This is a genomic window from Roseococcus microcysteis (assembly GCF_014764365.1).
Classification (GTDB): Bacteria; Pseudomonadota; Alphaproteobacteria; order Acetobacterales; family Acetobacteraceae; genus Roseococcus; species Roseococcus microcysteis.
Map to the genome: position 1 here is coordinate 3,862,522 of NZ_CP061718.1, position 25,909 is coordinate 3,888,430.

Annotated in this window: 26 protein-coding genes, 2 tRNA genes and 1 pseudogene; 22 read left to right on the plus strand and 7 right to left on the minus strand. The window is 72.0% G+C overall.

Annotation, left to right across the window (positions count from 1 at the left end):
- Nucleotides 1-49 precede the first annotated feature (49 nt).
- The 3 genes from thiE to ICW72_RS18740 are packed head-to-tail and all read left to right on the plus strand — an operon-like array spanning nt 50 to nt 2,293.
- Nucleotides 50-700, plus strand: coding sequence for a thiamine phosphate synthase (thiE, locus tag ICW72_RS18730; protein WP_191084052.1), 651 nt, complete (start codon nt 50-52; stop codon nt 698-700).
- Nucleotides 690-1,559, plus strand: coding sequence for a PhzF family phenazine biosynthesis protein (locus tag ICW72_RS18735; protein ID WP_191084053.1), 870 nt, complete (start codon nt 690-692; stop codon nt 1,557-1,559). The genes thiE and ICW72_RS18735 overlap by 11 nt, the downstream gene beginning before the upstream one ends.
- Nucleotides 1,559-2,293: an FkbM family methyltransferase gene (locus ICW72_RS18740; RefSeq protein ID WP_191084054.1), complete on the plus strand. Its 735-nt coding sequence runs from the start codon at nt 1,559-1,561 to the stop codon at nt 2,291-2,293. The genes ICW72_RS18735 and ICW72_RS18740 overlap by 1 nt, the downstream gene beginning before the upstream one ends.
- A gap of 87 nt (nt 2,294-2,380) precedes the next feature.
- Here the strand turns inward: ICW72_RS18740 and ICW72_RS18745 are convergent, their stop codons facing one another.
- Nucleotides 2,381-2,830, minus strand: coding sequence for a c-type cytochrome (locus ICW72_RS18745; protein WP_191084055.1), 450 nt, complete (start codon nt 2,828-2,830; stop codon nt 2,381-2,383).
- Between the two features lie 88 nt (nt 2,831-2,918).
- On the opposite strand from ICW72_RS18745, the gene ICW72_RS18750 reads away from it, so the two are divergent.
- Nucleotides 2,919-2,995 (plus strand) — tRNA-Pro (locus ICW72_RS18750).
- A gap of 7 nt (nt 2,996-3,002) precedes the next feature.
- On the opposite strand, the gene ICW72_RS18755 is transcribed toward ICW72_RS18750, so the two are convergent.
- Nucleotides 3,003-4,421, minus strand: a complete 1,419-nt coding sequence (locus ICW72_RS18755; protein ID WP_191084056.1) for an exopolysaccharide biosynthesis polyprenyl glycosylphosphotransferase — start codon at nt 4,419-4,421, stop codon at nt 3,003-3,005.
- Nucleotides 4,422-4,695: 274 nt separating this feature from the next.
- On the opposite strand from ICW72_RS18755, the gene ICW72_RS18760 reads away from it, so the two are divergent.
- Genes ICW72_RS18760 through ICW72_RS18770 form a run of 3 tightly spaced genes read left to right on the plus strand, consistent with a single transcriptional unit; the run spans nt 4,696 to nt 7,987 of the window.
- On the plus strand, nt 4,696-6,540 hold the full coding sequence (locus ICW72_RS18760; RefSeq protein ID WP_191084057.1) for a P-loop NTPase family protein: 1,845 nt from the start codon (nt 4,696-4,698) through the stop codon (nt 6,538-6,540).
- Nucleotides 6,537-7,238: a polysaccharide biosynthesis/export family protein gene (locus ICW72_RS18765; protein ID WP_191084058.1), complete on the plus strand. Its 702-nt coding sequence runs from the start codon at nt 6,537-6,539 to the stop codon at nt 7,236-7,238. Before ICW72_RS18760 ends, ICW72_RS18765 begins: the two co-directional genes overlap by 4 nt.
- A gap of 11 nt (nt 7,239-7,249) precedes the next feature.
- Nucleotides 7,250-7,987, plus strand: coding sequence for a WecB/TagA/CpsF family glycosyltransferase (locus tag ICW72_RS18770; RefSeq protein WP_223880684.1), 738 nt, complete (start codon nt 7,250-7,252; stop codon nt 7,985-7,987).
- Here the strand turns inward: ICW72_RS18770 and ICW72_RS18775 are convergent.
- The 3 genes and pseudogenes from ICW72_RS18775 to ICW72_RS18785 all read right to left on the minus strand — a co-directional run bounded on the left by ICW72_RS18775 (nt 7,965) and on the right by ICW72_RS18785 (nt 11,110).
- Nucleotides 7,965-9,469 (minus strand): annotated as a pseudogene (locus ICW72_RS18775) (tripartite tricarboxylate transporter permease). The gene ICW72_RS18770 and the pseudogene ICW72_RS18775 sit on opposite strands and share 23 nt — an antisense overlap.
- Nucleotides 9,470-9,549: 80 nt before the next feature.
- Nucleotides 9,550-10,092 carry a tripartite tricarboxylate transporter TctB family protein gene (locus tag ICW72_RS18780; protein WP_191084059.1) on the minus strand — a complete coding sequence of 181 codons (543 nt, stop codon included), beginning with the start codon at nt 10,090-10,092 and terminating at the stop codon, nt 9,550-9,552.
- Between the two features lie 4 nt (nt 10,093-10,096).
- Nucleotides 10,097-11,110 (minus strand): Bug family tripartite tricarboxylate transporter substrate binding protein, encoded by a 1,014-nt coding sequence (locus ICW72_RS18785; protein ID WP_191084060.1) that lies wholly within the window; start codon nt 11,108-11,110, stop codon nt 10,097-10,099.
- A 188-nt stretch (nt 11,111-11,298) separates the two neighbouring features.
- Between ICW72_RS18785 and ICW72_RS18790 the strand changes: the two genes are divergently transcribed.
- The 6 genes from ICW72_RS18790 (at nt 11,299) to ICW72_RS18815 (ending at nt 17,893) form a co-directional block, all read left to right on the plus strand.
- Nucleotides 11,299-12,813, plus strand: coding sequence for an acyl--CoA ligase (locus ICW72_RS18790; RefSeq protein WP_191084061.1), 1,515 nt, complete (start codon nt 11,299-11,301; stop codon nt 12,811-12,813).
- On the plus strand, nt 12,813-13,790 hold the full coding sequence (locus ICW72_RS18795; RefSeq protein ID WP_191084062.1) for a 2-dehydropantoate 2-reductase: 978 nt from the start codon (nt 12,813-12,815) through the stop codon (nt 13,788-13,790). The genes ICW72_RS18790 and ICW72_RS18795 overlap by 1 nt, the downstream gene beginning before the upstream one ends.
- An 88-nt stretch (nt 13,791-13,878) precedes the next feature.
- Nucleotides 13,879-15,075 (plus strand): HlyD family secretion protein, encoded by a 1,197-nt coding sequence (locus tag ICW72_RS18800; RefSeq protein WP_191084063.1) that lies wholly within the window; start codon nt 13,879-13,881, stop codon nt 15,073-15,075.
- Between the two features lie 3 nt (nt 15,076-15,078).
- Nucleotides 15,079-16,071 carry a glycosyltransferase family 2 protein gene (locus tag ICW72_RS18805; RefSeq protein WP_191084064.1) on the plus strand — a complete coding sequence of 331 codons (993 nt, stop codon included), beginning with the start codon at nt 15,079-15,081 and terminating at the stop codon, nt 16,069-16,071.
- 29 nt (nt 16,072-16,100) lie between these two features.
- On the plus strand, nt 16,101-17,039 hold the full coding sequence (locus ICW72_RS18810) for a PilZ domain-containing protein (protein ID WP_191084065.1): 939 nt from the start codon (nt 16,101-16,103) through the stop codon (nt 17,037-17,039).
- 59 nt (nt 17,040-17,098) lie between these two features.
- Complete coding sequence (locus ICW72_RS18815; RefSeq protein ID WP_191084066.1) at nt 17,099-17,893, plus strand: hypothetical protein; 795 nt, start codon at nt 17,099-17,101, stop codon at nt 17,891-17,893.
- A 14-nt stretch (nt 17,894-17,907) separates the two neighbouring features.
- On the opposite strand, the gene ICW72_RS18820 is transcribed toward ICW72_RS18815, so the two are convergent.
- Nucleotides 17,908-17,982, minus strand: a tRNA-Thr gene (locus ICW72_RS18820).
- Between the two features lie 143 nt (nt 17,983-18,125).
- Between ICW72_RS18820 and sppA the strand changes: the two genes are divergently transcribed.
- From sppA to ICW72_RS20850, 9 genes are all read left to right on the plus strand, one after another.
- The gene (sppA, locus tag ICW72_RS18825; RefSeq protein ID WP_191084067.1) at nt 18,126-19,043 is read left to right on the plus strand and encodes a signal peptide peptidase SppA; all 918 of its coding nucleotides are present in this window, start codon (nt 18,126-18,128) and stop codon (nt 19,041-19,043) included.
- 66 nt (nt 19,044-19,109) lie between these two features.
- Nucleotides 19,110-19,412: an integration host factor subunit beta gene (gene ihfB, locus ICW72_RS18830; protein WP_184386350.1), complete on the plus strand. Its 303-nt coding sequence runs from the start codon at nt 19,110-19,112 to the stop codon at nt 19,410-19,412.
- A 46-nt stretch (nt 19,413-19,458) separates the two neighbouring features.
- Nucleotides 19,459-20,172 carry an orotidine-5'-phosphate decarboxylase gene (gene pyrF, locus ICW72_RS18835; RefSeq protein WP_191084068.1) on the plus strand — a complete coding sequence of 238 codons (714 nt, stop codon included), beginning with the start codon at nt 19,459-19,461 and terminating at the stop codon, nt 20,170-20,172.
- Nucleotides 20,169-20,810, plus strand: a complete 642-nt coding sequence (locus tag ICW72_RS18840; protein WP_191084069.1) for a phosphoribosylanthranilate isomerase — start codon at nt 20,169-20,171, stop codon at nt 20,808-20,810. Before pyrF ends, ICW72_RS18840 begins: the two co-directional genes overlap by 4 nt.
- Nucleotides 20,811-20,916: 106 nt before the next feature.
- A complete protein-coding gene (trpB, locus tag ICW72_RS18845; RefSeq protein WP_191084070.1) occupies nt 20,917-22,164 on the plus strand; it encodes a tryptophan synthase subunit beta in 1,248 nt (415 codons plus the stop codon).
- Nucleotides 22,164-23,027, plus strand: coding sequence for a tryptophan synthase subunit alpha (gene trpA / locus ICW72_RS18850; protein WP_191084071.1), 864 nt, complete (start codon nt 22,164-22,166; stop codon nt 23,025-23,027). Before trpB ends, trpA begins: the two co-directional genes overlap by 1 nt.
- A gap of 72 nt (nt 23,028-23,099) precedes the next feature.
- A complete protein-coding gene (locus tag ICW72_RS18855) occupies nt 23,100-24,557 on the plus strand; it encodes a sensor histidine kinase (protein WP_191084072.1) in 1,458 nt (485 codons plus the stop codon).
- A 58-nt stretch (nt 24,558-24,615) separates the two neighbouring features.
- Nucleotides 24,616-25,044: an NAD(P)-binding domain-containing protein gene (locus ICW72_RS20845; protein WP_223880685.1), complete on the plus strand. Its 429-nt coding sequence runs from the start codon at nt 24,616-24,618 to the stop codon at nt 25,042-25,044.
- Nucleotides 25,014-25,451 (plus strand): NAD-binding protein, encoded by a 438-nt coding sequence (locus ICW72_RS20850; RefSeq protein WP_223880686.1) that lies wholly within the window; start codon nt 25,014-25,016, stop codon nt 25,449-25,451. The genes ICW72_RS20845 and ICW72_RS20850 overlap by 31 nt, the downstream gene beginning before the upstream one ends.
- 2 nt (nt 25,452-25,453) lie before the next feature.
- Here the strand turns inward: ICW72_RS20850 and mscL are convergent, their stop codons facing one another.
- Nucleotides 25,454-25,894, minus strand: a complete 441-nt coding sequence (gene mscL, locus ICW72_RS18865) for a large conductance mechanosensitive channel protein MscL (protein WP_191084073.1) — start codon at nt 25,892-25,894, stop codon at nt 25,454-25,456.
- Between the last annotated feature and the right edge of the window lie 15 nt (nt 25,895-25,909).

The following is a 25,909-nucleotide window of genomic DNA, read 5'->3' on the forward strand; positions in this document are numbered from 1 at the left end:
CCACCATCCGGTGCTTGCCGCGCCGGGCGGCAGGCGCCACACAGGCGGCATGGATGATCGCTGCCGCCTCTATCTCATCACCCCGCCGCGCCTCGATGCTGGCTTCGAGGCGCGGCTGGAAGCGGCGCTGGAGGGGGGCGACGTGGCCTGCCTCCAGCTGCGGCTGAAGGATGCCCCGCGCGAGGAGGTCATCCACTGGACGCGCCGCCTCATGCCCATTGCCCAGGCGCGGGACGTGGCCTTCCTGCTGAATGACGACGCGCCCCTGGCCGCCGAACTGGGCTGCGACGGCGCGCATCTGGGCCAGTCCGATGGCGACCATGCGGGGGCGCGGATGCTGCTCTCCGGGCGCATCCTCGGCATCACCTGCCACGCCTCCCGCCACCTGGCCATGAATGCCGGCGAGACGGGCGCGGACTATGTGGCCTTCGGGGCCTTCTTCCCCACCAGCACGAAGGAGACGCAGCATGTGGCGGAGCTGGAGCTGCTGTCCTGGTGGAGCTCGGTGATGGAAATTCCCTCCGTCGCCATCGGGGGCATCACGGCGGAGAATTGCGCGCCGCTGGTCCAGGCCGGGGCGGATTTCCTGGCCGTGGTGGGCGCGGTGTGGAACCACCTGGAGGGCCCGGCGGCGGGCGTGGCCGCGATGAATGCCGCCATCGCCGCCGCATTGGCCGAGACCCCCGCCCATGGAACTTGACTACGAGACCGCCGACGTCTTCACGACCACCCGCTTCGGCGGCAACCCGCTGGCCGTGGTGCACGGCGCAGAGGCGCTGGACGGCGCGCGCATGCAGGCCATCGCGCGGGAGTTCAACCTGTCCGAGACGGTCTTCGTCCTGCCCTCGGGCGTGGCCGATGCGCGGCTGCGCATCTTCACCCCGGGCCAGGAGGTGCCCTTCGCCGGCCACCCCAATGTGGGCGCGGCGGTGCTGCTGGCCCGCCGCCTGGACGGCGCGCCCGCGACGCTGCGGCTGGAGCAGGAGGCCGGCATCGTTACCGCCTGGATCACCCGCAACGCCGCCGGCACGCCCACGGCCGCGGAGATCGAGGCGCCGCTCCCCCTGCAGCTCGGCGCCAATCTCGACCCCGCCGAGGTGGCCCTCTGCGCCGGCCTGCCGCCCGGCGCCATCCACCTGAACGGCCACCCGCCCATCGAGGCCGGCTGCGGCCTGCCCTTCGCCATCGCGGAGGTGGAGGATGTGGCCACCCTCGCCACCGCCACGCCCGACATCGCGGCGTTCCGCCGCCACCTCTCCCGCACGGGCGCGCTGCTGCTGCACGCGCCGCTGGGCCTCGGCCGGCGTCGCGTGCGGATGTTCTCGCCGCTGGACGGCATTGGCGAGGACCCGGCCACCGGCAGCGCCAATTGCGCGCTCGCCGGCCTGCTGCTGGCCGTGGCGGGCGGCAGCCTGCTGAACCTGGAGGTGGAACAGGGCGTCGAGATGGGCCGCCCCAGCCTGCTGCACCTGGCGGCAAGGCGTGACGCGGACGGCGCCATCCGCGTGCGCGTGGGCGGCGGGGTGGTTCCCGTGGCGCGCGGCACCATCTGGGTGTGATGGAGGAGATCGATTTCTTTCGTGCCCTGCACCGGCCTGGCACCATCCTCGACATCGGCGCCCATGACGGGCTGCTGACCGCGCCGCTCGCCGAGCTGCCCGGCGCGCATGTCATCGCCTTCGAACCCCTGCCGAGCGCCATGGCCCGGCTGCGCGAGAGGCTTGGCACCCACCCCCGCGTCACCCTGCGCCCCGAGGCGCTGGGCGCCACCCATGGCGAAGCCACACTGACCCTGCCCGTGGTGGCGGGTGAGGCGGCGGAGCAATGGGCGAGCCTCGCCAAGACCTATGCGGGCCATGCGGGTGTGACCACGGAGCGACACCCCGTCACCCTCCTGCCGCTGGACGCGCTGGAGCTGACCGACGTCACCGCCATCAAGCTCGACGCCGAGGGCTATGAGGAGGAGGTGCTGCAAGGCGGCCGCGAGACGCTGCGCCGGTGCCGGCCGGTGCTGTCGATCGAGATCGAGGAACGCCACCGCCCGGGCAGCACGGTCGCGGTGCCGGCACTGCTGGCCGGGCTGGGCTATTCGGCCTGGTTCTGGCACGCGGGGCGCCTGCACCCCTTTGCGGCCTTCGACGCGGCCACCATGCAGGTGGCCAGCCCCGACCCCAGCGTCTTCACCGCCTCCGACCCCTATATCTTCACCTTCTTCTTCCTGCCCGAGGCAACCGCCGCCGCGCAGCTGCGCCAGCTGGCCGAGTCGGGTTTCGGGGCAGGGGAGCAGGGGTGACGCCGGGAAAGCCGGTCCGCCACGGTCCGAGGCCCCTGGCGGGATGAGGCCGGGAGGGGCGGCGCGCCCTTCCCGGTGGCACCAGCGCTATCGCGCCCGGAACGGCCGGTGGCAATCGCCGCAGGCCGCGCCCGTGGCCTGCAGGGCGGCGCCGAAGGCGCGGGCGTCGCCCGACTGCGCGGCGGCGTTCAGCGCTTCGAGGCGCGCGGGGAGGGCGGCGGCGACGCGCTCGAAGGTCGCGCGGTCGGTCCAGATCTCGGGCAGGGCGCGGGTGTCGAGCCCCGCCGTCCCGCGCGCCGTGCCCTCCGGGAAACGGGCGGGGAAGTTCACGAAGAAGGCCTGCACGGCGGCCACCCGCTCGGCGGCCGGGCGGGGGTCGCTGCCCGCGCGCGCGATGGCGGCCATGGCCTCCATATGGGCGCCCACGGCGCGCAGCCCGTCGCGGCGCTCCTGGACGATCTGGGCGGGGTTGGTTTGCGCCGCGGCGGTGCCCAGCAGGGCCAGCAGGCCGAGACCGATGAGGAGTGGCTTTGACATTCGGCTGTCGCTCACAGGTTGAGGCTTTTCATTGCACACCCCCGGCTTGCCCGCCAAGCGCCGTAACGTTAAGAGACCCGCACGGCGCCGGAGTGTAGCTCAGCCTGGTAGAGCACTGTGTTCGGGACGCAGGGGCCGGAGGTTCGAATCCTCTCACTCCGACCAGCCGTTTTCAGACATCCCGCCAGTCATGGCGCCGCGCCTCGAAGGCGTCGCGACCCAGCATGAAGACGGCGGCCGTGCGCGCCAGGATGCGCAAATCCAGCCAGAGCGACCATTCGGAGAGATAAGCGAGGTCATGCGCCACCACCTCCCGCGCCATGGCCGGGCCCGCGATGGTGCCTGACAGGCCGTTGACCTGCGCCCAGCCGGTGATGCCGGGCTTCAGGCGGTGGCGCGCGCCATAGCCGGGCACGATCTCCTCCATGGGCAGGCCCGCCACCTCGATGCCGGGGACGTGCGGGCGGGGGCCCACGAAGCTCATCTCGCCGCGCAGCACGTTGATGATCTGCGGCATCTCGTCAATGCAGGTGGCGCGCAGGAAGGCGCCCACGCGGGTGATGCGCCGGTCCCCCTCGCGCACGCCGCGGCGCCCGTCATCGGCCGGGTCCAGGCGCAGGGTACGCAGCTTCAGCACCTCGAAGGGCCGGCCGAACTGGCCCACGCGCCGCTGGCGGAACAGCACAGGCCCGGGGCTTTCCAGCCGGATGGCGATGGCGGCCAGGGCCAGGACGGGCAGCACCACCAAGGACAGACCGGCCGCCAGCAGCTTGTCCAGCGCCCCCTTCACCAGGATGGCCGCGCCCGGCACCGGGGCGCGCACGAGACGCAAGGCCGGCCGACCGGCGATGAGCGGGCGCGGCGCCCCCTGCGGCGCGGCGTTGTCGCCCCCCAGCATGACCATCACGTCGGAGGAGAGCCATTGCACCTGCTGGATCACGCGCAGGATGTCGATGGCGCGGCGCATCGGCAGCGCGATGACGATGACGTCAATCCGCTCCCGCGCCGCCAGTGCCGCCAGCGCCCGCACATCGCCGCGCACCGGCACGCCATGCAGGGCGGCGGGGCGGCGCGTCGCGTCGCGGTCGTCGAAGATGCCCACCATGTCGGGGGGCTCGACATTCTCGGGCGCGGTCAGGTCCGCGATCAGCCCCTCCGCCTCCTCGCTGGCGCCGATGATGGCGATGCGCCGCCGCAGCCAACCTTGCCGCACGCCGAACTGCGCGGCGGTGGAGACGAGCAGGCGCGACGCCATCAGCAACATGCCCGCGAGCGCCGGCCACAGCACCAGGGCATGGGCGGCCTGGCCGCCCAGCGTGGCCAGCGCCAGCAGCACGGCCGTGAGGCCGACCAGCGCCGGATAGGCCATGGCCTCCAGCACGGTCCAGGGCAGGCGCAGCATCTGGCCCAGATGGACGGGGCCAAAGGCGCGCATCAGCAGGAAGGTCATCACCGGCAGGAGGAAGGCGATGAGCGCGCCCTCCAGCGGCGAGAAGGCCAGCGGCGTCGGCCCCGCCCGCATCCAGACGAGGCCTGCCAGGGCCAGGGCCAGCAGGTCGGCCAGCCCCGCCGCCTGGCGCAGCAAAGCCACGGGCGAGGCGCTGCCGGCCGCGGGTGGCGCGGCAATGCCGGTCGCGGACAGGATTTCGGACAGTTGACCCTCCCCGCGGCCTTGACCTCAACTGGAGGATAGCGCGCTTCGCCCAAAGGAACAGCCTTCCTGCGTGGCTGGGCGCGGCCAATGCTTGTCCGGTGCCCCCGCGCGGCATAAACTCGACGTAACGGAAGGCGGCGCTTCGCCCGGCTTTCGTTGCACTGCCCGCCATGGCCCTGATGGCCGGCATCCTTTGCTGGGGACATCGCGCTTGGCCACCCTGCGGATCGATACCCCTGGCGTTGCCCCCCCGCCCTCGGCGGGATGGTCGCGCCGCCATGGCTGGTGGGCGACGGCGCGCTGGCGCGCCCCCTGGGTTCTGGCCGCGCTGCTGCTGCCCCCGGCGCTGGCCCTGCTTCTCGCCGCGCGCGTGCCGCCCATGCGCGAGGCCGAGATGCTGCTGCGCCTGGACGCGCCGCAGGCCGCCCTGGCCGAGGCCGCCCTGCTGCGCGAGCAGGCGCCCCGCGTGACCGACGCGGCCGCCGGCCCGCCGCGCATGGAGATCCTGGCGGAGGGGCGGGTGCTGCGCCTCGTCCTGCCGCACCCAGACGCCCGTGCCGCCACGGCGCAGGTCGAGGCACTGGTGCGCGCCTGGCTCGCGGCGCGGGAGGCGTTCTGGTCCGATGCCGAGGCCACGCGCCTCGCCGCGCGCCTCGCCGCCCTGGAGGAGGAGGTCCGCGCCACCGCCGCCCGCCTGGGCGCGCTGGATTTGGCGCAGGAGGCGGCCGCCGCCATCGCCCACCGCCAGCGCCTGGCCGAGCGGCTGGACGCCCTGGCCGCCGAACGCGCCGCCGCCATGGGCCGCCTCGCCGCCGCCGAGGCCGCGCTGGCCGCCCAGCCCGGCCGGGTCCTGGGCGCCGTCGAGCGCAGCAACGCGCCGCTGATGGAGGAACCCCGCACCCTGCTCACGCGGCTTCTGGCCGAGCGCGCCCGCATGCGCGCCCAATACCAGCCCGACGCGCCCATGCTGGCGGAGCTGGAGGCGCGCATCACGGACGCCCGCCGCGCCCTGTCCCAGGCGAGCGGCCAGCGCGTCGAGACCGCGCGCGAGGAACGCAACCCGCTGCTGGACGGGCTGGCGGCGCAGGTGGTGGACGCGCGCATCGCCCGCGATGCCCTGGCCGAGGAGATCGCCGAGACCACGCGGCTGCGCACCGAGGCGGAGGCGCGCGCGGCCGCCCTGCTGGCCGCCCTGGAACCCGGCCGCGAGCGTGCCGCCCTGGCCGCCCGCCTGGCCGCCCGCCCCGTGCAGCAGGCGGCCCCGGTGGGCGTGCCCGAGGCCGCCACCCTGCGCCCCGGCACGACCCATCCCGGCCCCGCCTGGGTCGCGGCCGGCGCGGGCGCGGGGCTGGTCCTGGCCCTGCTGATGGGCGCGCTGCTGACCCGCTGGCGCACCGTCTTCCTGCACCCGGCCGAGGCCGAGCGCGCGACCGGTCTGGCTGGCCTGGGCGCCATGCCCGCGCGCGGCGGGGCCGGCACGCCGCCGGCCATCGCGAGCCTCGCCGTGCAGTTGCTGGACAGCGCGCCGCCCGGCCACGCGCAGATGGTGCAGTTCCTCGGCACCACCGCCGAGGATGGGCGGGACGCCGCCGCCCGCGCCTTGGCGGTGGAGCTGGCGCGCGTCCATGGGCTGTCGGTGGCACTGATCGACCTGGATGGCGATGGCCGCCGGCACCTGGCCACCCTGGGCGACCCCGCGCAGCCGCCCATCCCCTCGCCCGAGGGCGTCTTCGCCCATGCGACGGGGGTGCCGCGCCTCTGGGTGACCTACCAGCGGCGCGAGGCCGCGCTGATGACGCCCCACGCGCTGGAAACAGGCGTGCTGCACATGGCCGACCGGCTGCGCACCGCCTTCGACGTCTGCGTGCTGATCGGCGGCGCCGGGATGGACCATTATGCCCGCCGGCGCCTGTCGGCGCTGGTGGACGGCAATATCCTGGTGGTGGGGCGCGGCCGCACGCGCGCGCCGGCGGCGCGCGAAATGATCGGCCAGGTGCAGGCCGGCGGTGGGCGCTTCTTCGGCCTGTTCTGGACGGAAGGCGCGCGCGCGGCATGAGGCGCGCCCTGCTGCTTCTGCCCCTGCTGGCCGCCTGCACCGGGCAGGAAATTCGCGTGCAGCAGCAGCGGCCGGAGGGCTTCACCGCCTGGACGGACGCGCCCCCCGTCTACCGCTTCGGCCCCGGCGACCGCCTGAACGTGCGCTTCCGCCTGACGCCGGAACTGAACGAGGTGGCGCTGGTGGGCCCTGACGGCACCATCGCGCTGCGGGCCGCGGGGCGGGTGCGGGTGGGCGGCCTTTCGCCCGCCGAGGCCGAGGCCGCCATCGCCCAGGCCTCGCGCCGCCTGCTGCTGAACCCCGAGGTCAGCGTGGGGTTCGACGAGACCGCCGCCAACCAGGTCTTCGTGGGCGGCATGGTGGAGCGCTCCGGCGCCTTCCCGCTGGTGGGCCGTCGCGGCGTGCTGGAGGCCATCATGCTGGCCGGCGGCTTCACGCCCGAGGCGCGGATGAACGAGGTGGTGCTGATCCGCCGCGACCCCGACAACCGCCCCATGCTCCGCACCGTGAACCTGCAGGGCTTCGCCGCGCGGGCCGAGGCCGATGTGCCGCTCTTTCCGGGCGACATCGTCTTCGTGCCGCGCAGCCGCATCGCGGAGGTGGCCAATTTCGTGGACCAGGCCATCAACCGCACGCTGCCCTTCTCGCGGGGGTTCAGCTACACCATCAACCGTGGCGCCACGGCCGGGACGTTTTGACCGACCGGGTGATGCTGGGGGTGATCGGCCTCGCCCCCCTCGACACGGAGGGCGCGGTGGCCGCCCTCGCGGCGCGCGACCCGGCCTCTCCCTTCGCCTATGTCGTCACCGCCAATGCCCAGCACCTGGCGCTGTTGGCCGAGCCCGCCCACCCGCTGCGCGCCGCCTATGACGCGGCCTGGCTGCGGCTGAACGACAGCCGTGTGCTGTCCCGCCTGCACCACTTCGCGACCGGCGAGGGCTTTCCCGTGGCCACCGGCAGCGACCTGACGCGTCTGCTGTTCGAGCGGGTGATCGCGCCCGGGGATGCGCTGGTGCTGGTGGGGGGCGATGCCGCGCTGGCCGAGACGCTGCGTGCGCGCTTCGGCCTGACGGCGCTGCATTTGCATGTCCCGCCCATGGGTTGGGCGGCGGACCCCGCCGCCGTGCAGGCGGCGTTGGAATTCGTGCGGGCGCACCCGGCGCGCTTCGTCTTCGTCATCACCGGCGCGCCGGCGTCCGAGACCTTCCTCCAGCGCCTCGCCGCCGAGCCGGGGCTGACGGGCACGGGCCTCGCGGTCGGCAGCGCGTTGCGCTTCCTGGTGGGGCAGGTGCGGCGCGCCCCGGTCTGGATGCAGCGGGCGGGGCTGGAGTGGCTGTTCCGCCTGCTCAGCGAGCCGCGCCGGCTGTGGCGCCGCTATCTGGTGGATTCGATGCCCGCGCTGGGCATCGCGCTGCGGCTCAGGTTCAGGCGGCGCCGGCGGGGCTGACCCGCGGCGCCCAGAGCTTCGCCAGTGTCGGGTAGAACAGCATGACCAGGCCCAGCGTCATGATCCCGCCCACCAGCCAGTTGGAGAAGAACACGGCCAGCGAACCTTCGCTCAGCAGCAGGGACTGGCGGAAGCTCTCCTCCGTGCGGTCGCCCAGCACCAGCGCCAGCACCAGCGGCGCCAGCGGGTAGTCCAGCTTCTTCATCACATAGCCGATGACGCCGAAGATCAGCATCAGCACCACGTCGAACTCGGCCGAGTTCACCGTGTAGGCGCCGATGGCGCAGACCATCAGGATGATCGCCGCGATGATGGAGAAGGGCACGCGCAGGATGGCCGCGAACCAGGGCACCGCCGCCAGCACGATGATCAGCCCCACGATGTTGCCCAGATACATGGAGGCGATGAGCCCCCAGACGAAATCCTTCTGCTCGACGAAGAGCATGGGCCCCGGCTGCAACCCCCACATGATGAGGCCGCCCAGCAGCACCGCCGCCGTGGGCGAACCCGGCACGCCGAGCGAGAGCATGGGCAGCAGCGCCGAGGTGCCCGCCGCATGGGCCGCCGTCTCGGGCGCCACCACGCCCTCGATCCGGCCGCGCCCGAAGCTGTCCTTGTCCTTCGCCATGCGCCGCGCCACGCCATAGGACATGAAGGAGGCGGGCGTGGCACCCGCCGGCGTGATGCCCATCCAGCAGCCGATGAGCGAGGAGCGGATGAACAGCGCCCAGTGCCGCGGAAGCTCGGCCCAGGTGCGGAGCACCGTGCCGAGGGTGATGCGCGCCTTCGCCCCCTTGAAGCGCAGCCCTTCCTCGATGGACTGAAAGATCTCGGACAGGCCGAAGAGGCCGATGACCACCACCAGGAAGTCAATGCCGCGCATCAGCTCCATGGAGCCGAAGGTCATGCGCAGCTGGCCGGTCACGCCATCCATGCCGACGCCGGCCAGAAGGAAGCCGAACATCATCGCCGCCAGCGCCTTCAGCGGCGAGCCGCGCGCCAGGCCGATGAAGCAGGCGAAGGAGAGGAACATCACCGCGAAGAATTCCGGCGGGCCGAATTGCAGCGCGAATTGCGCGACCAGCGGGGCCAGGAAGGTGATCATCACCACCGCGATGAAGGCGCCCACGAAGGAGGAGGTGAAGGCCGCCGTCAGCGCCTCGCCCGCGCGGCCCTGCTGCGCCATCGGATAGCCGTCGAAGGTGGTGGCGACGCTCCATGGCTCGCCCGGGATGTTGAACAGGATGGAGGTGATGGCCCCCCGAACAGCGCGCCCCAGTAGATGCAGGAGAGCAGGATGATGGCGCTGACCGGCGGCAGGGTGAAGGTCAGCGGCAGCAGGATGGCGATGCCATTGGCGCCCCCCAGCCCCGGCAGCACGCCGATGAGCACGCCGAGCACGATGCCGGCCACCATCAGCAGCACGTTTTCCCATTGGAGCGCGACGGCGAAGCCGTGGCCCAGGAGCTGGATCTCTTCCATGTCGGTTCCCGCGGCGCGCGCCCGTCAGGCCGCGCGCGGGGTGTCCGCGCGCCGGGTGGGGCCGTTGCTGGAGGGCGAGGTCAGTAGCCGAGCGCGGTCTCGAGCGGCCCCTTGGGCAGGGCGACCAGGAACCAGATCTCGAAGATGACGAAGGAGACGAGGGCGGCGGCGGCCCCGGACAGCGCCGAGGTCACCATCCGGAACCCGCCGAAGCGGCGCATGAAATAGGCCACCAGCACGGCGGAGCTGACATAGATGCCGGCCACCGGGATCACGGCCACATAGATGGCGGTCGGCACGAAGACCTGCGCCACGAGGCTGAGCTGCCCCCAGGTGGCGAAGCGCGGCCCGCGGGCGCCGCGCCGGTGGTCGCGCAGCGCGACCATGAGGTTGCCGAGGCTCGCCAGCGCCAGGATGGCGCCGAGCCAGAAGGGGAAGTAGCCCGATTGCGGGCCATCCGCGCCCCAGCCCGCGCCGATGCGCAGGCTGTCCATCATGCCGATGCCGCCCGCCGCCATGAGCACGACGGCGGTCGCGATCTCCATGCTCCGCTGGCTGGGGCCGCGCTCGGCGGCCGCCTCGGCGCTGGGGACAAGGACGCTGTCCTGGGTGGTGATGCTCATCGCCTCAGCCCCCCGCCGCCAGGAAGCCCGCTTCCTGCATGAGCGTGCGGTGGCGTTCCTCCTCGCGGCCCAGCCATTCGGCGAAGGGCGCGCCGGTCAGGCTCGTGGTGTTGAAAGCGCCCTGGGCCATCAGCTCACGCCATTCCGGGGTTTCGGCCACGCGCTCCAGCAGGTTCACCCAGAAGGCGGTCTGGGCCGGGGTGATGCCGGGGGCGCCGAAGATGCCGCGCAGCATCAGGTATTCCACATCGAGCCCGCTTTCCTTGCAGGTCGGGATGTCCTGCCAGCCCATGCTCTCGGTGACACGGCCCTCGCCCGGCAGGCGGCGGCTGTCGAAGACGCAAAGGGGGCGCAGCGTGCCGGCGCGCCAATGCGTCACGGCCTCGATCGGGTTGTTCACCGTGCTGTCGATGTGCCGGCCGACGAGCTGCGTCGCCACCTCGCCGCCGCCCCGGAAGGGCACATAGGTGAAGGTGGCGCCCGTCGCGCGCTGGAGCGCCACGGTGATGATCTGGTCTTCCTGGCGCGATCCGGTGCCGCCCATCCGCAGCCGGCCGGCCTTCGCGGCCTCGACGAACTCGGCCACGTTCTGCCAGGGGCTTTCCGCGTTCACCCACAGCACGAATTCGTCGAGCGCCATCATCCGGATGGGCGTCAGGTCGCGCCAGGTGAAGGGAATGCCGGTGGACATCGGCGTGGTGAAGAGGTTCGACAGGCTGATGATCAGCACATGCGGGTTGCCGCGGCTGTTGCGGGCTTCAAGGAAGCCCTCGGCGCCCGCGCCGCCCGCCTTGTTCACCACCATGAGCGGTCGGTTCATCAGGTTGTGCTTGCTGACGATGCCCTGGATGACGCGCGCCATCTGGTCCGCGCCGCCGCCCGTGCCGGCGGGGACGATGAACTGCACCGGGCGCTGGGGCTGCCAGGCGGCCTGGGCCAGGGCAGGGGTGGGGGCGGCAAGGGCGGCGGCACCGAGCCCCGCACCCATGGCGGCAAGCTGACGACGGCGAAGCATCATGGTCGGGCCCTTTCTCGCTGGCCCTTTGAAAATGCCGTAAAGTCCGTCCGGTGGAAGGTGTTCGTTTTGCAAAGGTGTCAACTTGGTGTGAAGCAATGAAAATCTTGAAAATCAGCCGTCTCGACTTTTCGCGGTCATGAAACGATCCCATGCTTTTGGGAGTTTCGATTGGGAACATCGCCTTGGCCATGACATCCGCGACCTGTCTTTCCACCCTTCTCGCCCGGGGCGCCGCTGAAGCGCCCGCGCTGCGCGCCCCTGGCCGCCCGGCCCTGACGCATGGCGCGCTGCGTGACCTCGCCACCCGCACCGTGGCCGCGCTGAACGGGCGCGGCATCGGCCGGGGTGAGCGCGTGGCCATCGTGCTGCCCAACGGGCCCGAGATGGCGGCCGCCTTCCTCTGCATCGCGGCGGGCGCCTGCACCGCGCCCCTCAACCCCGCCTACAAGCAGGACGAGTTCGCCTTCTACCTGGAGGACCTCAAGCCCCGCGCCCTGGTGGTGCAGCGCGGCGTCGAGACCTCCGCCCGCGCCGCCGCCGAGGGCCTCGGCATTCCCGTCCTGGAACTGGTGCCCGGCGAGGCCGCCGGCGATTTCACCCTGGAGGGCGGCACCCCCGGCACCGCCGCCCGCCCCGGCATGGGCGAGGCCGAGGATGGCGCGCTGGTGCTGCACACCTCCGGCACCACGGCGCGGCCCAAGATCGTGCCGCTCAGCCAGCGCAACATCTGCGCCTCGGCGGCGCATATCGGCGCCACGCTGGAACTGGACGAGGCGGATGTCTGCCTCAACATCATGCCGCTGTTCCACATCCATGGGCTGATCGCGGCGGTGCTGTCTTCCGTCGCCGCCGGGGGTGCCGTGGTCTGCACGCCGGGCTTCGACGGGATGCGCTTCTTCCGCCTGCTGGAGGAGGAACGGCCCAGCTGGTACACGGCCGTTCCCACCATGCACCAGGTGATCCTGGCCCGCGCCGAGCGCAACGCCGATGTGATCGCCCGCGCGCCGCTGCGCTTCATCCGGTCCTCTTCCGCCTCGCTCCCCGGGCCGGTGATGGAGGCGATGGAGAAGGCCTTCGGCTGCCCCCTGGTCGAGAGCTACGGCATGACCGAGGCCGCGCACCAGATGGCCTCCAACCCGCTGCGCGGCGCGCGCAAGCCGGGCGCGGTGGGTCTGCCCGCCGGCCCTGAGGTCGCGATCATGGACGAGGACGGCACCCTCCTGCCGCAAGGCGGCATCGGCGAGGTGGTGATCCGCGGCCCCAACGTGACGGCGGGCTATGACAACAACCCCGACGCCAACGCCAAGGCCTTCACCGATGGCTGGTTCCGCACCGGCGACCAGGGAATGCTGGATGCCGATGGCTACCTGGTGCTGACCGGGCGGCTCAAGGAACTCATCAAGCGCGGCGGCGAGCAGGTGAGCCCGCTGGAGGTGGATGGCGTGCTCTCCGCCCATCCCGCCGTCGCCCAGGCGCTGACCTTCTCCATCCCGCACAAGATGCTGGGCGAGGAGGTGGGGGCCGCCATCGTCCTGCGCGAAGGCCAGGAGGTGAGCGAGCGCGAGCTCCGCGACTTCGCCGCCCGCCAGCTTGCGGACTTCAAGGTTCCCCGCAAGATCGTCTTCCTGCCGGAGATTCCCAAGGGCGCCACGGGCAAGCTCATGCGGATCGGCCTGGCGGAGAAGCTGGGGGTGACGGCTTGATGCGGATTTGCGTTTTCGGGGCAGGGGCCATCGGTGGGCTGATGGCGGCGAAACTCGCCGCCGCGGAGGCCGCCGCGGTGACCATCATCGCCCGCGGCCCGCATCTGGCGGCCATGCAGGCGAATGGCCTCAAGCTCATCAGCGAGGGGATCGAGACGGTGGTCCACCCCCGCTGCGTCGCCACGCCGGAGGAGGCCGGGCCACAGGACGCCGTCATCATCACGCTCAAGGCCGTGGGGTTGCCGGGTGCCGCGCCGCAGATCGCGAAGCTGCTGGGGCCGGAGACGGCCATTGTCTCCGCCGTGAACGGCATTCCCTGGTGGTATTTCTACAAGTTCGGCGGCGAGTTCGATGGGCGGCGCGTGGAGAGCGTGGACCCGGGCGGCGAGGTCTCGCGCCTGCTGCCGCCCGAACGTGCCATCGGCTGCATCGTCTATCCGGCCGCCGAGGTGGCTGAGCCGGGTGTCATCGAACATACCTATGGCGACCGCTTCACGCTCGGCGAACCCTCCGGCGAACGCACGCCGCGCATCGAGGCGCTGGCCAAGGCGCTGGTGGCCGCCGGCTTCAAGGCGCCGGTGCGGCCCAAGATCCGGGACGAGATCTGGGTGAAGCTCTGGGGCAATTTGGCCTTCAACCCGATCTCCGCGCTGACCTCCGCCACGCTCGACGTCATCACCGCCCCCGGCGAATTGCGGGACCTCGCGCGGGCCATGATGCTGGAGGCGCAGGAGATCGGGCAGGCCCTGGGCGTGCGCTTCGCCATTGATGTGGACAAGCGCATCGCGGGCGCGGCCGAGGTGGGCGCGCACCGCACCTCCATGCTGCAGGATCTGGAGCGCGGGCGGCCCATGGAGGTCGAGGCGCTGCTGGGCGTCATCGTCGAATTCGCCGACATGACGGGACGCCCCGCGCCCAACTGCCGCACCGTCCTGGCCTTGCTGCGGGCCAGGGCGCGGGCGGCGGGCTGCCTGTGACGCAGGGCAGATAAGTCACGCTCAACGGTTCACCCGCGCGCTATCTCTCCTTAAGGTAAGTGGCACTTACACCGGGAGTGTCGGGCGCGTGGACAATTTGCCTCCGGCGAAACCCGCTCGGGCACGGGCGGAGCCCGCACGTGTCGCGCCGCGGCTGGGCGATTCGCTCGGCCGCCTCGCGCGGATCGGTTTCGCGGTGCTGGTGGTGGGCGCCACGCTCTTCTTCCTGCATGACCGCTTCTTCACCGTGCAGGCGCAGAAGGCGCTGATGGCCGGCCAGGTGCTGACCTTGCGCGCGCCCATCGAGGGGCGGCTCGACATGCACCCCCATCTGCCCGGCGCCTGGTTCGGCCAGGGCGACAGCTTCGCCAGCATCGTGAACGAGCGCGTGGACACCCAGCGCCTCGACGAACTCCGCGCCACGCTGGAGGGGATGGAGGCCGAGGTCGCGGCCCTGGTCAGCCGCATGGAGGCCACCCGCGTGCTGCTCGCCGCCGCCACCGGCACGGCCGACAGCTTCCGCCAGACGCGCCTCGACCAGCTCCGCGCCCGCATCGCGGAGGGCGAGGCGCTGCTGGGCGCCGCCCAGGCCCGTCTGCGCGAGGCCGAGGCCGCCGCTTCGCGCGGGGAGCGGCTGCTGCGCCAGGGCATCATCAGCCTGGCCGCCGTGCAGGGGCTGCGACGCGACCTTGCCGTGGCGCGTGACGAGGCGGCCGCGACGACGGAGCGCGTGGCGTCCCTTCGTGCCGAGGAGGAGGGCGCCCGCCGCGGCATCTTCGCCGCCGACAATGCCAGCGACCGTTCGGTGTCGCAGCAGAACATGGACCGCCTGAGCCTCGCGCTGGTGGAGCTGGAGACGCAGCTCGCCGAACGCCGCGCCCGGCGTGACGCCACGCGCCGCCAGCTCGACGCCGAGACGGCGCGGGTGGGCCGCCTGGCCAATGCCCCCATCGAGACGCCCGAGCCCGCGCTGCTGGCCCGCCTGCTGGTGCAGCCCGGCGAGACGGTGCGACCGGGACAGGACCTGGCGCGGCTGATTTCCTGCGCCGCCCCCCTCATCACCGCCGAGCTGGATGAGCGCGGCTTCCGCCAGACCCATCTGGGCCAGCAGGCGGAGTTCCGGCCCCTGGGCGGCGGGCCGGCCCTGCGCGCCGAGGTGATCCAGCGTGTCGCGCCCAGCTTCACCCCCGGCGAGGCGCGCGCTTTGCCGCAGGTGATCCTGCGCCCCGTGACGCCGCCGGAGGGCTGCGAGACGGGCCGCCTCGGCGCCGTGCATTTCCGCTGAGCCATGGACCCGCTGGCGGAAGCCTTCCTGCCGGTGCTGCTGGTGCTGTCGCTGGCGGCCTTCCTGCCCTGGATCTCCTCGACCAACCCTTGGGCGCGCTGGGTGGGGGCGTGGCTGACCATCCTGCTCATGGGGCGCTACCTGTTCTGGCGCGCGACGGAGACGCTGCCCGAATTGGCGCTGGACCCGCTGGCGCTGGGCGCCTGGGCCTTCTTCGTGGTGGAGGTGGTGGGCAGCTTCGCGGGCGTGCTGCTGCTGCATGTGCTTTCGCGCACGCTGGACCGCAGCGCGGAGGCCACGGCCCACCCTGTGGAAACGCACCCCGGCGGCCCGCCGCTCATTGACCTGCTGATCCCGACCTACAACGAGCAGGAGGAGATCCTCTACCGCACCATCGTGGGCGCCATGTCGCAGGACTATCCGCGCTTCCGAGTCTGGGTGCTGGATGACGGCAAGCGCGCCTGGCTGCGCGAGATGTGCGAGCGGCTGGGCGCCAATTACCGCATCCGCGGCGACAACAGCCACGGCAAGGCGGGCAACATGAACGCCACCTTCTGGCACCTGATGTCGCTGCCCGAGCCGCCCGACGCCATCGGCGTGCTGGACGCGGATTTCGTGGCCACGCCGCTGTTCCTGCGCCGCGCCGCCGCCCTGTTCCATGACCCCAAGGTGGCGCTGGTGCAGACGCCCCAGCATTTCTTCAACCCCGACCCCATCCAGCTCAACCTCGGCGACGCCGCGCGCGTGCCGGATGAGCAGCGCTTCTTCTTCGACGTGGTGCTGGCGTCCAAGGACGCGCATGGCACGGCGTTTTCCTGCGGCACCTCCTCCATCGTGCGGGCGGATTGCCTGGCGCGCATCGGCGGCTTCCCGACGGAGAGCGTGACGGAGGACATCCTCCTCTCCATCAAGTTGACCGGCATCGGCCACAAGACGGCCTATCTGAACGAGCCGCTGACGGCGGGCTTGGCCCCGAGGGGCTGCAGGAATACCTGACGCAGCGCGGCCGCTGGTGCCTCGGCACCATGCAGATCGTCCGCACGCCCTGGGGGCCCTTCTCGCGCGGGGCGGGCACCCCGCTGCTGATGCGGCTGCACACCATGGACACGGTCCTGTTCTGGACCATGACGCCCATCCTGCGCATCCTCTGCCTGCTGATGCCGGTGCTCTACTGGTGGACGGGGCTGGTGGTGGTGCAGACGGATCTGCACGGGCTGATCTCGCACCTCGGCCCCTACTGGATCTGCTGCGTGATCTTCCTCGGCTGGGTCAGCCGCGGCACCAACGTGCCCATCCTGGCCGACGGCATGTCGCTGCTGGTGGCGCGCGAATCGCTGCGGGCCAGCGCGGTGGGGCTGTTCGGCAACAAGAACCAGAAGTTCAAGGTGACGGCCAAGGGCGCCACACGCGACCGCACGGTGGTGCAATGGAGCCTGGCGGGCTGGTTCCTGGCCATCGCGGCCCTGACCGTGGCGGGCATGGTGCTGCGCCTGGTGCTGGGGCCCATCGAGGGCACGCCGCCCGCCGCCGAGGCCATGAACCTGTTCTGGAGCGTCTACAACATCATCATGCTGGCGGTGGCCTCGCTGATGTGCGTGGAGGCGCCCCGCTACCGGCGGGAGGAACGCTTCCTGGCCGGCGAGGCGGCAAAGCTGCGGCTGGCGGGGCGTGAGGTGGAGGCGGTGCTGGAGGATGTCTCGCTGCTCGGCTGCCGCCTGCGGCTGCCGGCGGGGGGCCTCCCCGCCGCCGATGCCCGGGTGGTGGTGTCCATCACGGAGGTGGGCGAGGTGCCTGCCCTGGTCCGCGCCGTCGGGCCGGACCATTGCCAGCTGGTCTTCGAGGCCGATGCCGCGCAGCGCGCGGCCCTGGTGCGGAAGCTCTTTTCCGGCCGCTACCGCCATTCGGTCACGACGCTGCGGCCCTTCGCCTTCATGGGCATCCTGTTCCGCAAGGCCTTCATGTAGGCGGCGCGCCGGGCATGCCCCGGCTGGCCTCGCCGCCGACCCCGGTTTACCCCTGTGTCATGTCACGACGGTTCGCCTTCATGCACGTGCCGAAAACGGCCGGCATCTCCTTCACCACGGCCCTGCGCGGCGCCATCGAAATCCCCGGCGAGACCTTCGGCTTCGACCGCCACCAGTTCGGGTCCTTCGACGGGTTCGCCCAGCTGGATGAGCTCCCGCGCTCCCTGGTCCGCATGTGTGCGTCGGACTGGCCGCGTGAGGTCGGCTTCGCGCGCGGCCATGTCACATTGGGCACGCTGCGCGCCGCCTATCCGCGGCATGAATTGCTGACCTTGCTCCGCGAGCCCCGTGCGCGGCTCGTCTCGCTCTGGCGCTTCTGGCGCGGGCAATCCGAGGCCGACTTCGCCTCCTGGGGGGCCTGGGGCGAGCGGACGCGCGCGGCACGCGGGCCGCTCGGGCGCTTCCTGGCCAACCCGCTCCTGGCCACGCAGACCGACAATGTGCTGGTACGCCTCCTGCTGGCCCCGCACCCGTTGGTGCCGCCGGACGGGTTCATCCCGCCGGCCGCCGACCGGCTGTTGCTGGCGGCGGCGCGCACCGCCCTTGCGGGGTTCGACTTCGTGGGTCTCGTCGAGGACCGCGCGCTCGAAAAACGGCTTGGCCGCTTCCTCGACCGTCCCGTGCGGCTTGGCCGGCACAACGTGACCAAGCCCTTGCCCGTCGAGTGGAAGCCGGTCCTGGAACAGGAGATGACCCCCGCGACGCTGGACCTGCTGGAAAGGCGGTCACGGCTGGATGCGGAATTGTGGCGTGGTGTCGCGGCGGGGGTGAAGCTGGAGGGGGAACCGCCCTGAGAGGCGTGCGGGAATGGTGCCGACGGCGAGAATCGAACTCGCGACCTACCGATTACGAATCGGTTGCACTACCGCTGTGCTACGTCGGCCCAGGGCCTGCGGCGGAAAGGCTCCGCGGCACGGACGGCCCGCTCTTAGCCCCGCCGCGCCGCCCGCGCAACCGGGCTTGCCTCAATGATCCAAGCCGCCATCTGCATCGCGCGCAATTCCGCGCCCCGTGCTACCAGCGGCCATGGCTCTCGAACCCGACCTCCTCCTCGACCGGCGCCGCCTCAAGCGGCAACTCGCCTTCTGGCGCACCACCCTCGTCCTCGGCGTGGTGGTGGGCCTGGCCGTGATCTTCGGCGGGCCCGGGCCTGCCGCCAGCGTGCTGGGCGGGCAGCATGTGGCCCGCCTGACGCTGTCCGGCACCATCAGCGAGGACCGTCGCACCCTGCGCCTGCTGGAACGCGCCGCGCGCGACGACGACATGCGCGCCCTGCTGGTCATGATCAACAGCCCGGGCGGCTCGGTGGCGGGGGGCGAGGCCTTCCACGCCGCCATCGCCCGCGTCCGCGCGGCCGGCAAGCCCGTGGTGGCCATCATGGGCGGCACCGCCGCTTCCGCCGGCTACATGGTGGCGCTGCCGGCGCACCGGATCTTCGCCCGCGAATCCACGCTGACGGGCTCCATCGGCGTGCTTCTGCAAAGCTTCAACGCGGCGGAATTGCTGGAAAGCCTGGGCGTGCGGCCGGAAAGCATCACCTCCGGCCCCCTGAAGGACCAGCCCAGCCCCTTCCGCCCGTTGACCGAGGAAGGGCGCGCGGCGCTCTCCGCGGTGGTCGAGGACATGCAGTCCCAATTCGTCGCCATGGTCGCCGCCGGCCGCGACATGCCCGAGGCCCAGGTGCGCGCCGTGGCCGATGGCCGTGTCATGACCGGCCGCCAGGCGATGGCGCTGGGCCTGCTGGACGCCATTGGCGGCGAGGCCGAGGCGCGCGTCTGGCTGGCCGAACAGCATGAGGTCCCGCGGGACCTGCGGGTGCGGGACCTGGACCCGCGCGGGACGGCGGAACGGGCCCTTTCCTCGATGTCCGATGCCTTCTGGGGAGGGGCCGCGCGGCTCTTGCGCGCGGAAGGTGTAATTCCCTGGCAAATTTCGCTTCGATAAACGCTGAACATCCTGCAATCTCGACTACATCGGGTTGCGTGAATGCACCACGCCGCGAGGAACGCCATGACAAAAAGCGAGTTGATCGCGCATCTGGCCACCCAGCATCCGCATCTGCGGCAGCCGGATGTGGAACTTGTGGTTGGAACGATCTTCGAGGAGATCAGCAAGGCCCTCGCGCGCGGGGACCGGGTGGAGCTGCGCGGCTTCGGCGCCTTCACCACCCGCAAGCGCGACGCCCGCCAGGGCCGCAACCCCCGCACCGGGGAGAGCGTGGCCGTGGCCAGCAAGGGCATGCCGCATTTCCGCCCGGGCAAGGAGCTGCGGATTCGCGTCAATGGCGGCCAGGACCCCGGCGAGGGCGCATGACCCGCCCCGGCTGACGCCGCCGCGATTCCAGGGTAACGCATGGGGCATGCTCGCACGTCCCCAAGCTCCGGGCGGCCGCCTGATCGCGGCCCTCGATACCCCGCGCCTCGATGAGGCCCTTTCCCTCGCGGATCGCATGGGGAATGCCCCCGCCGTGCTCAAGCTGGGGTTGGAGCTGTTCTGCGCCGAGGGGCCCGCGGCGCTGGAGGCGCTGACCGCGCGCGCGCCGGTCTTCCTGGACGTGAAGCTGCACGACATTCCCAACACGGTGGCCGGTGCGGTGCGCGCGCTTTGCCCCCGTGGGCCCGCCATGCTGACGCTGCACGCCGGCGGCGGCCCCGCCATGATCGCCGCCGCGCGCGAGGCGGCGGAGCGGGCAGGCGCCACGCGCCCCATCCTGCTGGCCGTCACGGTGCTGACCAGCATGGACGCCGCCACCCTGCATGAGGTGGGCGTGGCCGGCGGGCCGTCCCAGCAGGTGCTGCGCCTGGCGCGCATGGCCCTCGCGGCCGGTGCCGATGGTCTGGTCTGTTCGGCGCGGGAGGTGGCCATGCTGCGCGACGCGCTGGGTGAGGAGCCCTTGCTGGTCGTGCCCGGCATCCGCCCCGCCGGCAGCGACCATGGCGACCAGGCCCGCGTCGCCACCCCGGAGGAGGCCGTCTCCGCCGGCGCCGACTGGATCGTGGTCGGCCGCCCCATCAGCGCCGCCGCCGATCCGGGTGCCGCCGCCCGCGCCATCGTGGCCTCCCTGCCGCGATGAGCGTCTGGGTCAAGGTCTGCGGCATCGCGACCCCCGAGGCGCTGGCGGCCGCCGCCCAGGCGGGCGCGGACGAGGTGGGCTTCGTGTTCTTCCCCGCCTCGCCCCGCGCGCTGACGCCCGCGCAGGCGGGCGCGCTCTCGGCCACGCTGCCGGGCGGGCCGGGGCGGGTCGGGCTGTTCGTGGACCCGACCGATGACCAATTGGCCGAGACGCTCGCCGCCGTGCCGCTCGACACCATCCAGCTTCATGGCGAGGAAACGCCGGCCCGCGTCGCCGAAATCCGCGCCCGCTTCCACCGGCCGGTGATGAAGGCGCTGGGCATCGCGACCGAGGCCGACCTCGCGGCCATCCCCCCCTATGCGGCGGTGGCCGACCGGTTGCTGCTGGACGCGAAGGCGCCGCCCGGCGCCGCGCTGCCCGGCGGCAACGCCCAGCCCTTCGAATGGCGCCTGGTGCGGGGCCTGTCGGTGGGGCGGCCCTGGCTGCTGGCCGGCGGCCTCACGCCCCACAACGTGGCCGAGGCCATCGCGACGGCCGGCGCGCCGGGGGTGGATGCGTCCTCGGGGCTGGAGCGGGAGCAGGGGGTGAAGGACCCCGCCCTGGTCGCCGCCTTCGTCAAGGCCGCGCGCGGCAGCTAGGCGCCCCGCGCGATCCGGGGTTGGGGAAAGCCGCGCGCTTGGCTATCACTGTCGGCCCCGGGGGGATGCACCGCCCCCCGCGCACCTCAGTTCCGGGAACGCCCAGTTGAACAAGCCCCTCACGCGCCCGAACACCTACCGGTCCGGCCCCGACGCCGCCGGCAAGTTCGGCGGCTTCGGCGGCCGCTATGTGGCCGAGACGCTGATGCCCCTCATCCTCGAGGTGGAGCAGGCCTACAACGCCGCCAAGGCGGACCCGACCTTCGACGCGGAGTGGCGACGCCTGCTGACGCATTATGTCGGCCGCCCCAGCCCGCTCTGGTATGCCGAGCGCGTGACGGAGCATCTCCGCGCCGAGGCCGCGCCCGGCATGGGCGCCAAGGTCTATTTCAAGCGCGATGAGCTGAACCACACGGGCGCGCACAAGATCAACGCCGTGCTGGGCCAGATCCTGCTGGCCAAGCGCATGGGCAAGAAGCGCATCATCGCCGAGACCGGCGCGGGGCAGCATGGCGTCGCCACCGCCACGGCCTGCGCGCTGTTCAACCTGCCCTGCACCGTCTTCATGGGCGCCACCGACGTGGCCCGCCAGCAGCCCAACGTCTTCCGCATGAAGCTGCTGGGGGCCGAGGTGGTGGCGGTGGAATCCGGCGCCGCCACGCTGAAGGACGCGATGAACGAGGCCCTTCGCCACTGGGTCGCGAATGTCGAGGACACCTACTACTGCATCGGCACCGTGGCCGGTCCGCACCCTTATCCCGTGATGGTGCGCGACTTCCAGAGCGTGATCGGCAGCGAGACCCGCGCCCAGATGATGGAGGCCGAGGGCCGCCTGCCCGACGTGCTCGTGGCGGCGATCGGCGGCGGCTCCAACGCCATGGGCCTGTTCCACCCCTTCCTGGACGACGCCGATGTGCGGATGCTGGGCGTGGAGGCGGGTGGCCATGGCGTGGACACCGTCACCGGCCATGCGGCGAGCCTCACGGGCGGCCGCCCCGGCGTGCTGCACGGCAACCGCACCTACCTCCTGCAGGACGAGCACGGGCAGATCCTGGAGGGCCATTCCATCAGCGCCGGCCTCGACTATCCCGGCGTGGGGCCGGAGCACGCCTGGCTGCATGAGCTCGGCCGCGTGGAATATGTGAACGCCACCGATGACGAGGCGCTGGCCGCCTTCCAGCTCTGCTCGCGGCTGGAGGGCATCATTCCCGCGCTGGAGCCCGCGCATGCGCTGGCCCATGTGATCAAGGTGGCGCCCACCCTGCCCGAGAGCACGCTGATCGTGATGAACATGTGCGGCCGTGGCGACAAGGACATCTTCACCGTCGCCCGCCTGCTGGGGGAGGAGTTCTGATGTCCGCCACCGCGACCGAAACCCGCCCCGTCGCCGCCACCGGCTCCCGCATCGCGGCCCGCTTCGCGAAGCTGCGCGCGGAGGGGCGGGGCGCGCTGATCCCCTTCCTGGAAGCCTATGACCCCGACCGCGCGACCAGCATGGAAATCCTGCGCGGCATGCCGGGCGCGGGTGCCGACCTCATCGAGATCGGCGTGCCCTTCACCGACCCGATGGCGGATGGGCCCATCATCCAGCTCGCCGGCCAGCGCGGGTTGAAGGCGGGTGCCACGCTGGGCGGTACGCTGGAGATGGTGCGGGAATTCCGGGCGGGCGATTCCGAGACGCCCGTGATCCTGATGGGCTACCTGAATCCCATCCTCTCCTACGGCGCGGAGCGCTTCGTGGCCGATGCCGCCAGTGCCGGCGTGGACGGCCTCATCGTGGTGGACATGCCGCCCGAGGAGGCCGAGGTCCTGGCGCCGCATGCGCAGGCCGCGGGGCTGGACATCATCCGGCTCGTGGCCCCCACGACGGATGCGGCGCGGCTGAAGGTGGTGCTGAACGCCTCCTCGGGCTTCGTCTATTATGTGGCGATCACCGGCATCACCGGCACGCGCAGCGCCGACCCGGCGGCACTGGAAGCCGCCATCCCGCGCATCCGCGCCCACACGGACCTGCCCATCTGCATCGGCTTCGGCGTGCGCACGCCCGAGCAGGCGGGCCATGCGGCGCGCGTCTCCGACGGCGCGGTGGTGGCCTCGGCGCTGATCGAGACCATGTCGCGCACCCTGGATAGCGAGGGCCGCGCCACCCCCGGCACGGCGCAGGCCATGCTGGACCAGGTGCGGGCCTTGGCGGCCGCGGTGCGCGCGCCGCGCTGACGGCGCGCGGGCACCCGACCCAGGTCAACCTTTGGGCGCATCACGCGTTTCTGCCGCGCAACAGCGGGACGCATGACCATGATTCACGCCGAACCGCCCGAGATGGCCACCGACCCCTTCCGGGACCTGTCGGGGCCCATGGCGGACCGCATGCGCCGGCACGACTGGCCCGCCACCTCCTTCGGCGCGCCGGCCAGCTGGCCAACCCCGCTCTGCACCCTGCTGCGGCTGATGCTCTCGGCCAACCAGCCCATGTTCATCGGCTGGGGGCAGGAGGCGCGCATCCTCTACAATGACGCCTATGCCGAGGTGCTGGCCGACAAGCACCCCGCCGCGCTGGGCGAACCGCTGCTGGAGGTCTGGTCCGAAATCCGCGAGGATTTGGCGCCCATCCTGGCCGAGGTGCAGGCCAGCCGCCCTGTCCACATGGACCAGATCCGGCTGAACATGCTTCGGCGCGGTTATCTGGAGGAGACCTTCTTCGCCTTCTCCTACACCCCCATCCAGGACGAGGCCGGCGCCTGGGCCGGGCTGTTCTGCGCCTGCACCGAGACCACCGGCCAGGTGCGGCTCCAACGCGCCTTGGCCGAAAGCGAGGCGCGCGCGAGCCGCCTGCTGGAGAGCATCACCGATGGCTTCATCGCCATCACGCCCGATTGGCGCATCGCCTTCCTCAACCGCCAGGGCGAGCGCATCCTGAGCCCCTTGCAGCGCGGCAGCACGGGTTTCCGCGGCGCCTCCTTCTGGGAGGCCTTTCCCGAGGTGGTGGGAACCCCCTTCGAGAAGGTGTATCGCCGTGCGATGGACCAGGGCGTGGCCAGCAGCACCGAGGCCTATTTCGCCCCGCTCGACACCTGGTTCGACCTGCGGGCCTACCCGATGGCCGATGGCATCTGTGGCCATTTCCTGGATGTGGGCGAGCGCAAGCGCGCCGAACGCCACCGCGAGCTGCTGATCCATGAGCTGGACCATCGCGTGAAGAACACGCTGGCCATCGTCCAGGCCATCGCGTCGCAGACCTTCCGCGCGACGCCCGCCCTGGCCGAGCCCACCCGCGCCTTCCAGCAGCGGCTGGGCGCCCTGGGCGCGGCGCACAACCTGCTGACCCAGCAGAGCTGGGACCATGTGTCGCTGGAGACGCTGGCGACCGAGGTAACGGCCAGCGCCTGCGACCGGCCCGAGCGCGTGACCTTGCAGGGCCCCGAGGTGATGCTGCCGCCCAAGGCCGCCATCACATTGGCGATGGCGCTGCACGAACTCTGCACCAATGCGCTGAAGCATGGCGCCCTGACCACGGATACCGGGCGGGTGGACCTGGATTGGAGCGAGGCGGGGCCTGGCGATTTCTGGCTGATGTGGCGCGAATGGGATGGGCCGGCCCTGCAGCCGCCCAGCCATCGCGGCTTCGGCCTGCGGATGATCGAGCAGGCGCTGGCGCAGGAGTTCAACGGCCAGGTCTCGCTGGAATTCCGGCCGGAGGGGCTGGTCTGCACCCTGCGCGGCCGCATGCCGGTGGAACTTCCCGCCTGACCCTGCCTGGACAGGCCGCGAGCCCTGGCCGAGCATTCCCCCAACAGGGGAGGCGGCGATGACGCAGGTGGGTTTCGTGGGCTTGGGCATGATGGGGCGCCCCATGGCGGGCAACCTGGTGGCCAAGGGGGTGTCGCTGCGGACACATGACGCCGCGGACCAGGCCATCGAGGGGGCGGAGGCCGTGGGCCTGGATGGCCTCGCCGCCTGTGACACCATCATCCTGATGCTGCCCGACAGCCCCGCCGTGGCCGCGGTGATGGAAGGGCTGCTGCCCGTGCTGCGCCCCGGCGCGCTGGTGATTGACATGGGCAGCTCCGTCCCCGCCGAGACGCGGCGCTGGGCGGCGGCGCTGGAGGCGCACGGCTGCGCGATGCTGGACGCGCCCGTCTCCGGCTCCGTGCCCAAGGCGCGGGCGGGGACGCTCGCCATCATGGTGGGGGTGCCCCCGCCGATGTGGCGCGCGCCGACGCCCTGCTGCGGCTGATGGGCGAGGCCATCATCCCGACCGGCCCCGTCGGCAGTGCGCACGCGATGAAGGCGCTGAACAACTACGTCTACGCGGCCGGGCTCTTGGCGGTGAGCGAGGCGGCGCTGATGGCCGAGGCGGAGGGGCTGGACCTGAACATCCTCACCGCCGTGATGAACGCGAGCTCGGGCCGCAACATCGCGACCGAGACGAAGCTGGCGCAGGAGATCATCACGGCGCGCTATGCCGGCGGCTTCCAGCTCGGCCTCATGCGGAAGGATCTGGAGACGGCCGGGCGCATCGCGGCGGGCACGGGCACGGCGCATGCGCTGCTGGACCTTTGCCGCGCGCAATGGGGGGCGGCGGTGGAGAAGCTGGGGCCCAAGGCCGACAACACCGAGATCCACCGCCATTTGAAGGGCTGACCTCAGGCCGCGCCCTTGCGCTCCGCCAGCAGGTCGCGGATTTCGGTCAGCAGCCGCACATCGGCGGGCGGGACGGGGGGTTTCGCCGCCTCCTGCTTCTTCTCGTGCTCCAGGCGGCGGCGGACGCTGTTCAGCCCCTTCACCATCAGGAAGACGATCCAGGCCAGCAGCAGGAAGTTCAGCACCACGGTGGCGAAGTTGCCATAGGCCAGCACCGCGCCCTGCGCGCGCGCCGCTTCCAGCGTGGTCGCGGTGACGGCGGGCGAGAGGGGCAGGAAGTAGTTGGAATAGTCCAGCCCGCCGATGATCGCGCCCGCGATGGGCATGATGATGTCACTGACCAGCGAGGACACGATCCGCCCGAAGGCGGTGCCGATGACGACGCCCACCGCCAGGTCCATGACATTGCCCCTGGCGATGAACTCCCGGAATTCCTTCAGCATCGGCACCTTCCCGCA

Excerpts from the sequence above, each read along its gene's own strand:
- ICW72_RS18745 (WP_191084055.1), bottom strand. The coding sequence starts at position 2,830 with ATGTCAAAGCCACTCCTCATCGGTCTCGGCCTGCTGGCCCTGCTGGGC.
- sppA (WP_191084067.1), top strand. The coding sequence starts at position 18,126 with ATGGCTCTCGAACCCGACCTCCTCCTCGACCGGCGCCGCCTCAAGCGG.
- ICW72_RS18855 (WP_191084072.1), top strand. The coding sequence starts at position 23,100 with ATGACCATGATTCACGCCGAACCGCCCGAGATGGCCACCGACCCCTTC.
- ICW72_RS20845 (WP_223880685.1), top strand. The coding sequence starts at position 24,616 with ATGACGCAGGTGGGTTTCGTGGGCTTGGGCATGATGGGGCGCCCCATG.
- ICW72_RS18765 (WP_191084058.1), top strand. The coding sequence starts at position 6,537 with ATGAGGCGCGCCCTGCTGCTTCTGCCCCTGCTGGCCGCCTGCACCGGG.
- ICW72_RS18790 (WP_191084061.1), top strand. The coding sequence starts at position 11,299 with ATGACATCCGCGACCTGTCTTTCCACCCTTCTCGCCCGGGGCGCCGCT.
- ICW72_RS18785 (WP_191084060.1), bottom strand. The coding sequence starts at position 11,110 with ATGATGCTTCGCCGTCGTCAGCTTGCCGCCATGGGTGCGGGGCTCGGT.
- ICW72_RS18840 (WP_191084069.1), top strand. The coding sequence starts at position 20,169 with ATGAGCGTCTGGGTCAAGGTCTGCGGCATCGCGACCCCCGAGGCGCTG.
- ICW72_RS18735 (WP_191084053.1), top strand. The coding sequence starts at position 690 with ATGGAACTTGACTACGAGACCGCCGACGTCTTCACGACCACCCGCTTC.
- ICW72_RS18815 (WP_191084066.1), top strand. The coding sequence starts at position 17,099 with ATGTCACGACGGTTCGCCTTCATGCACGTGCCGAAAACGGCCGGCATC.
- pyrF (WP_191084068.1), top strand. The coding sequence starts at position 19,459 with ATGCTCGCACGTCCCCAAGCTCCGGGCGGCCGCCTGATCGCGGCCCTC.
- ICW72_RS18770 (WP_223880684.1), top strand. The coding sequence starts at position 7,250 with ATGCTGGGGGTGATCGGCCTCGCCCCCCTCGACACGGAGGGCGCGGTG.
- ICW72_RS18780 (WP_191084059.1), bottom strand. The coding sequence starts at position 10,092 with ATGAGCATCACCACCCAGGACAGCGTCCTTGTCCCCAGCGCCGAGGCG.
- ICW72_RS18805 (WP_191084064.1), top strand. The coding sequence starts at position 15,079 with ATGGACCCGCTGGCGGAAGCCTTCCTGCCGGTGCTGCTGGTGCTGTCG.
- trpA (WP_191084071.1), top strand. The coding sequence starts at position 22,164 with ATGTCCGCCACCGCGACCGAAACCCGCCCCGTCGCCGCCACCGGCTCC.
- ICW72_RS18795 (WP_191084062.1), top strand. The coding sequence starts at position 12,813 with ATGCGGATTTGCGTTTTCGGGGCAGGGGCCATCGGTGGGCTGATGGCG.
- thiE (WP_191084052.1), top strand. The coding sequence starts at position 50 with ATGGATGATCGCTGCCGCCTCTATCTCATCACCCCGCCGCGCCTCGAT.
- ICW72_RS18810 (WP_191084065.1), top strand. The coding sequence starts at position 16,101 with ATGCAGATCGTCCGCACGCCCTGGGGGCCCTTCTCGCGCGGGGCGGGC.
- ICW72_RS18740 (WP_191084054.1), top strand. The coding sequence starts at position 1,559 with ATGGAGGAGATCGATTTCTTTCGTGCCCTGCACCGGCCTGGCACCATC.
- ihfB (WP_184386350.1), top strand. The coding sequence starts at position 19,110 with ATGACAAAAAGCGAGTTGATCGCGCATCTGGCCACCCAGCATCCGCAT.
- mscL (WP_191084073.1), bottom strand. The coding sequence starts at position 25,894 with ATGCTGAAGGAATTCCGGGAGTTCATCGCCAGGGGCAATGTCATGGAC.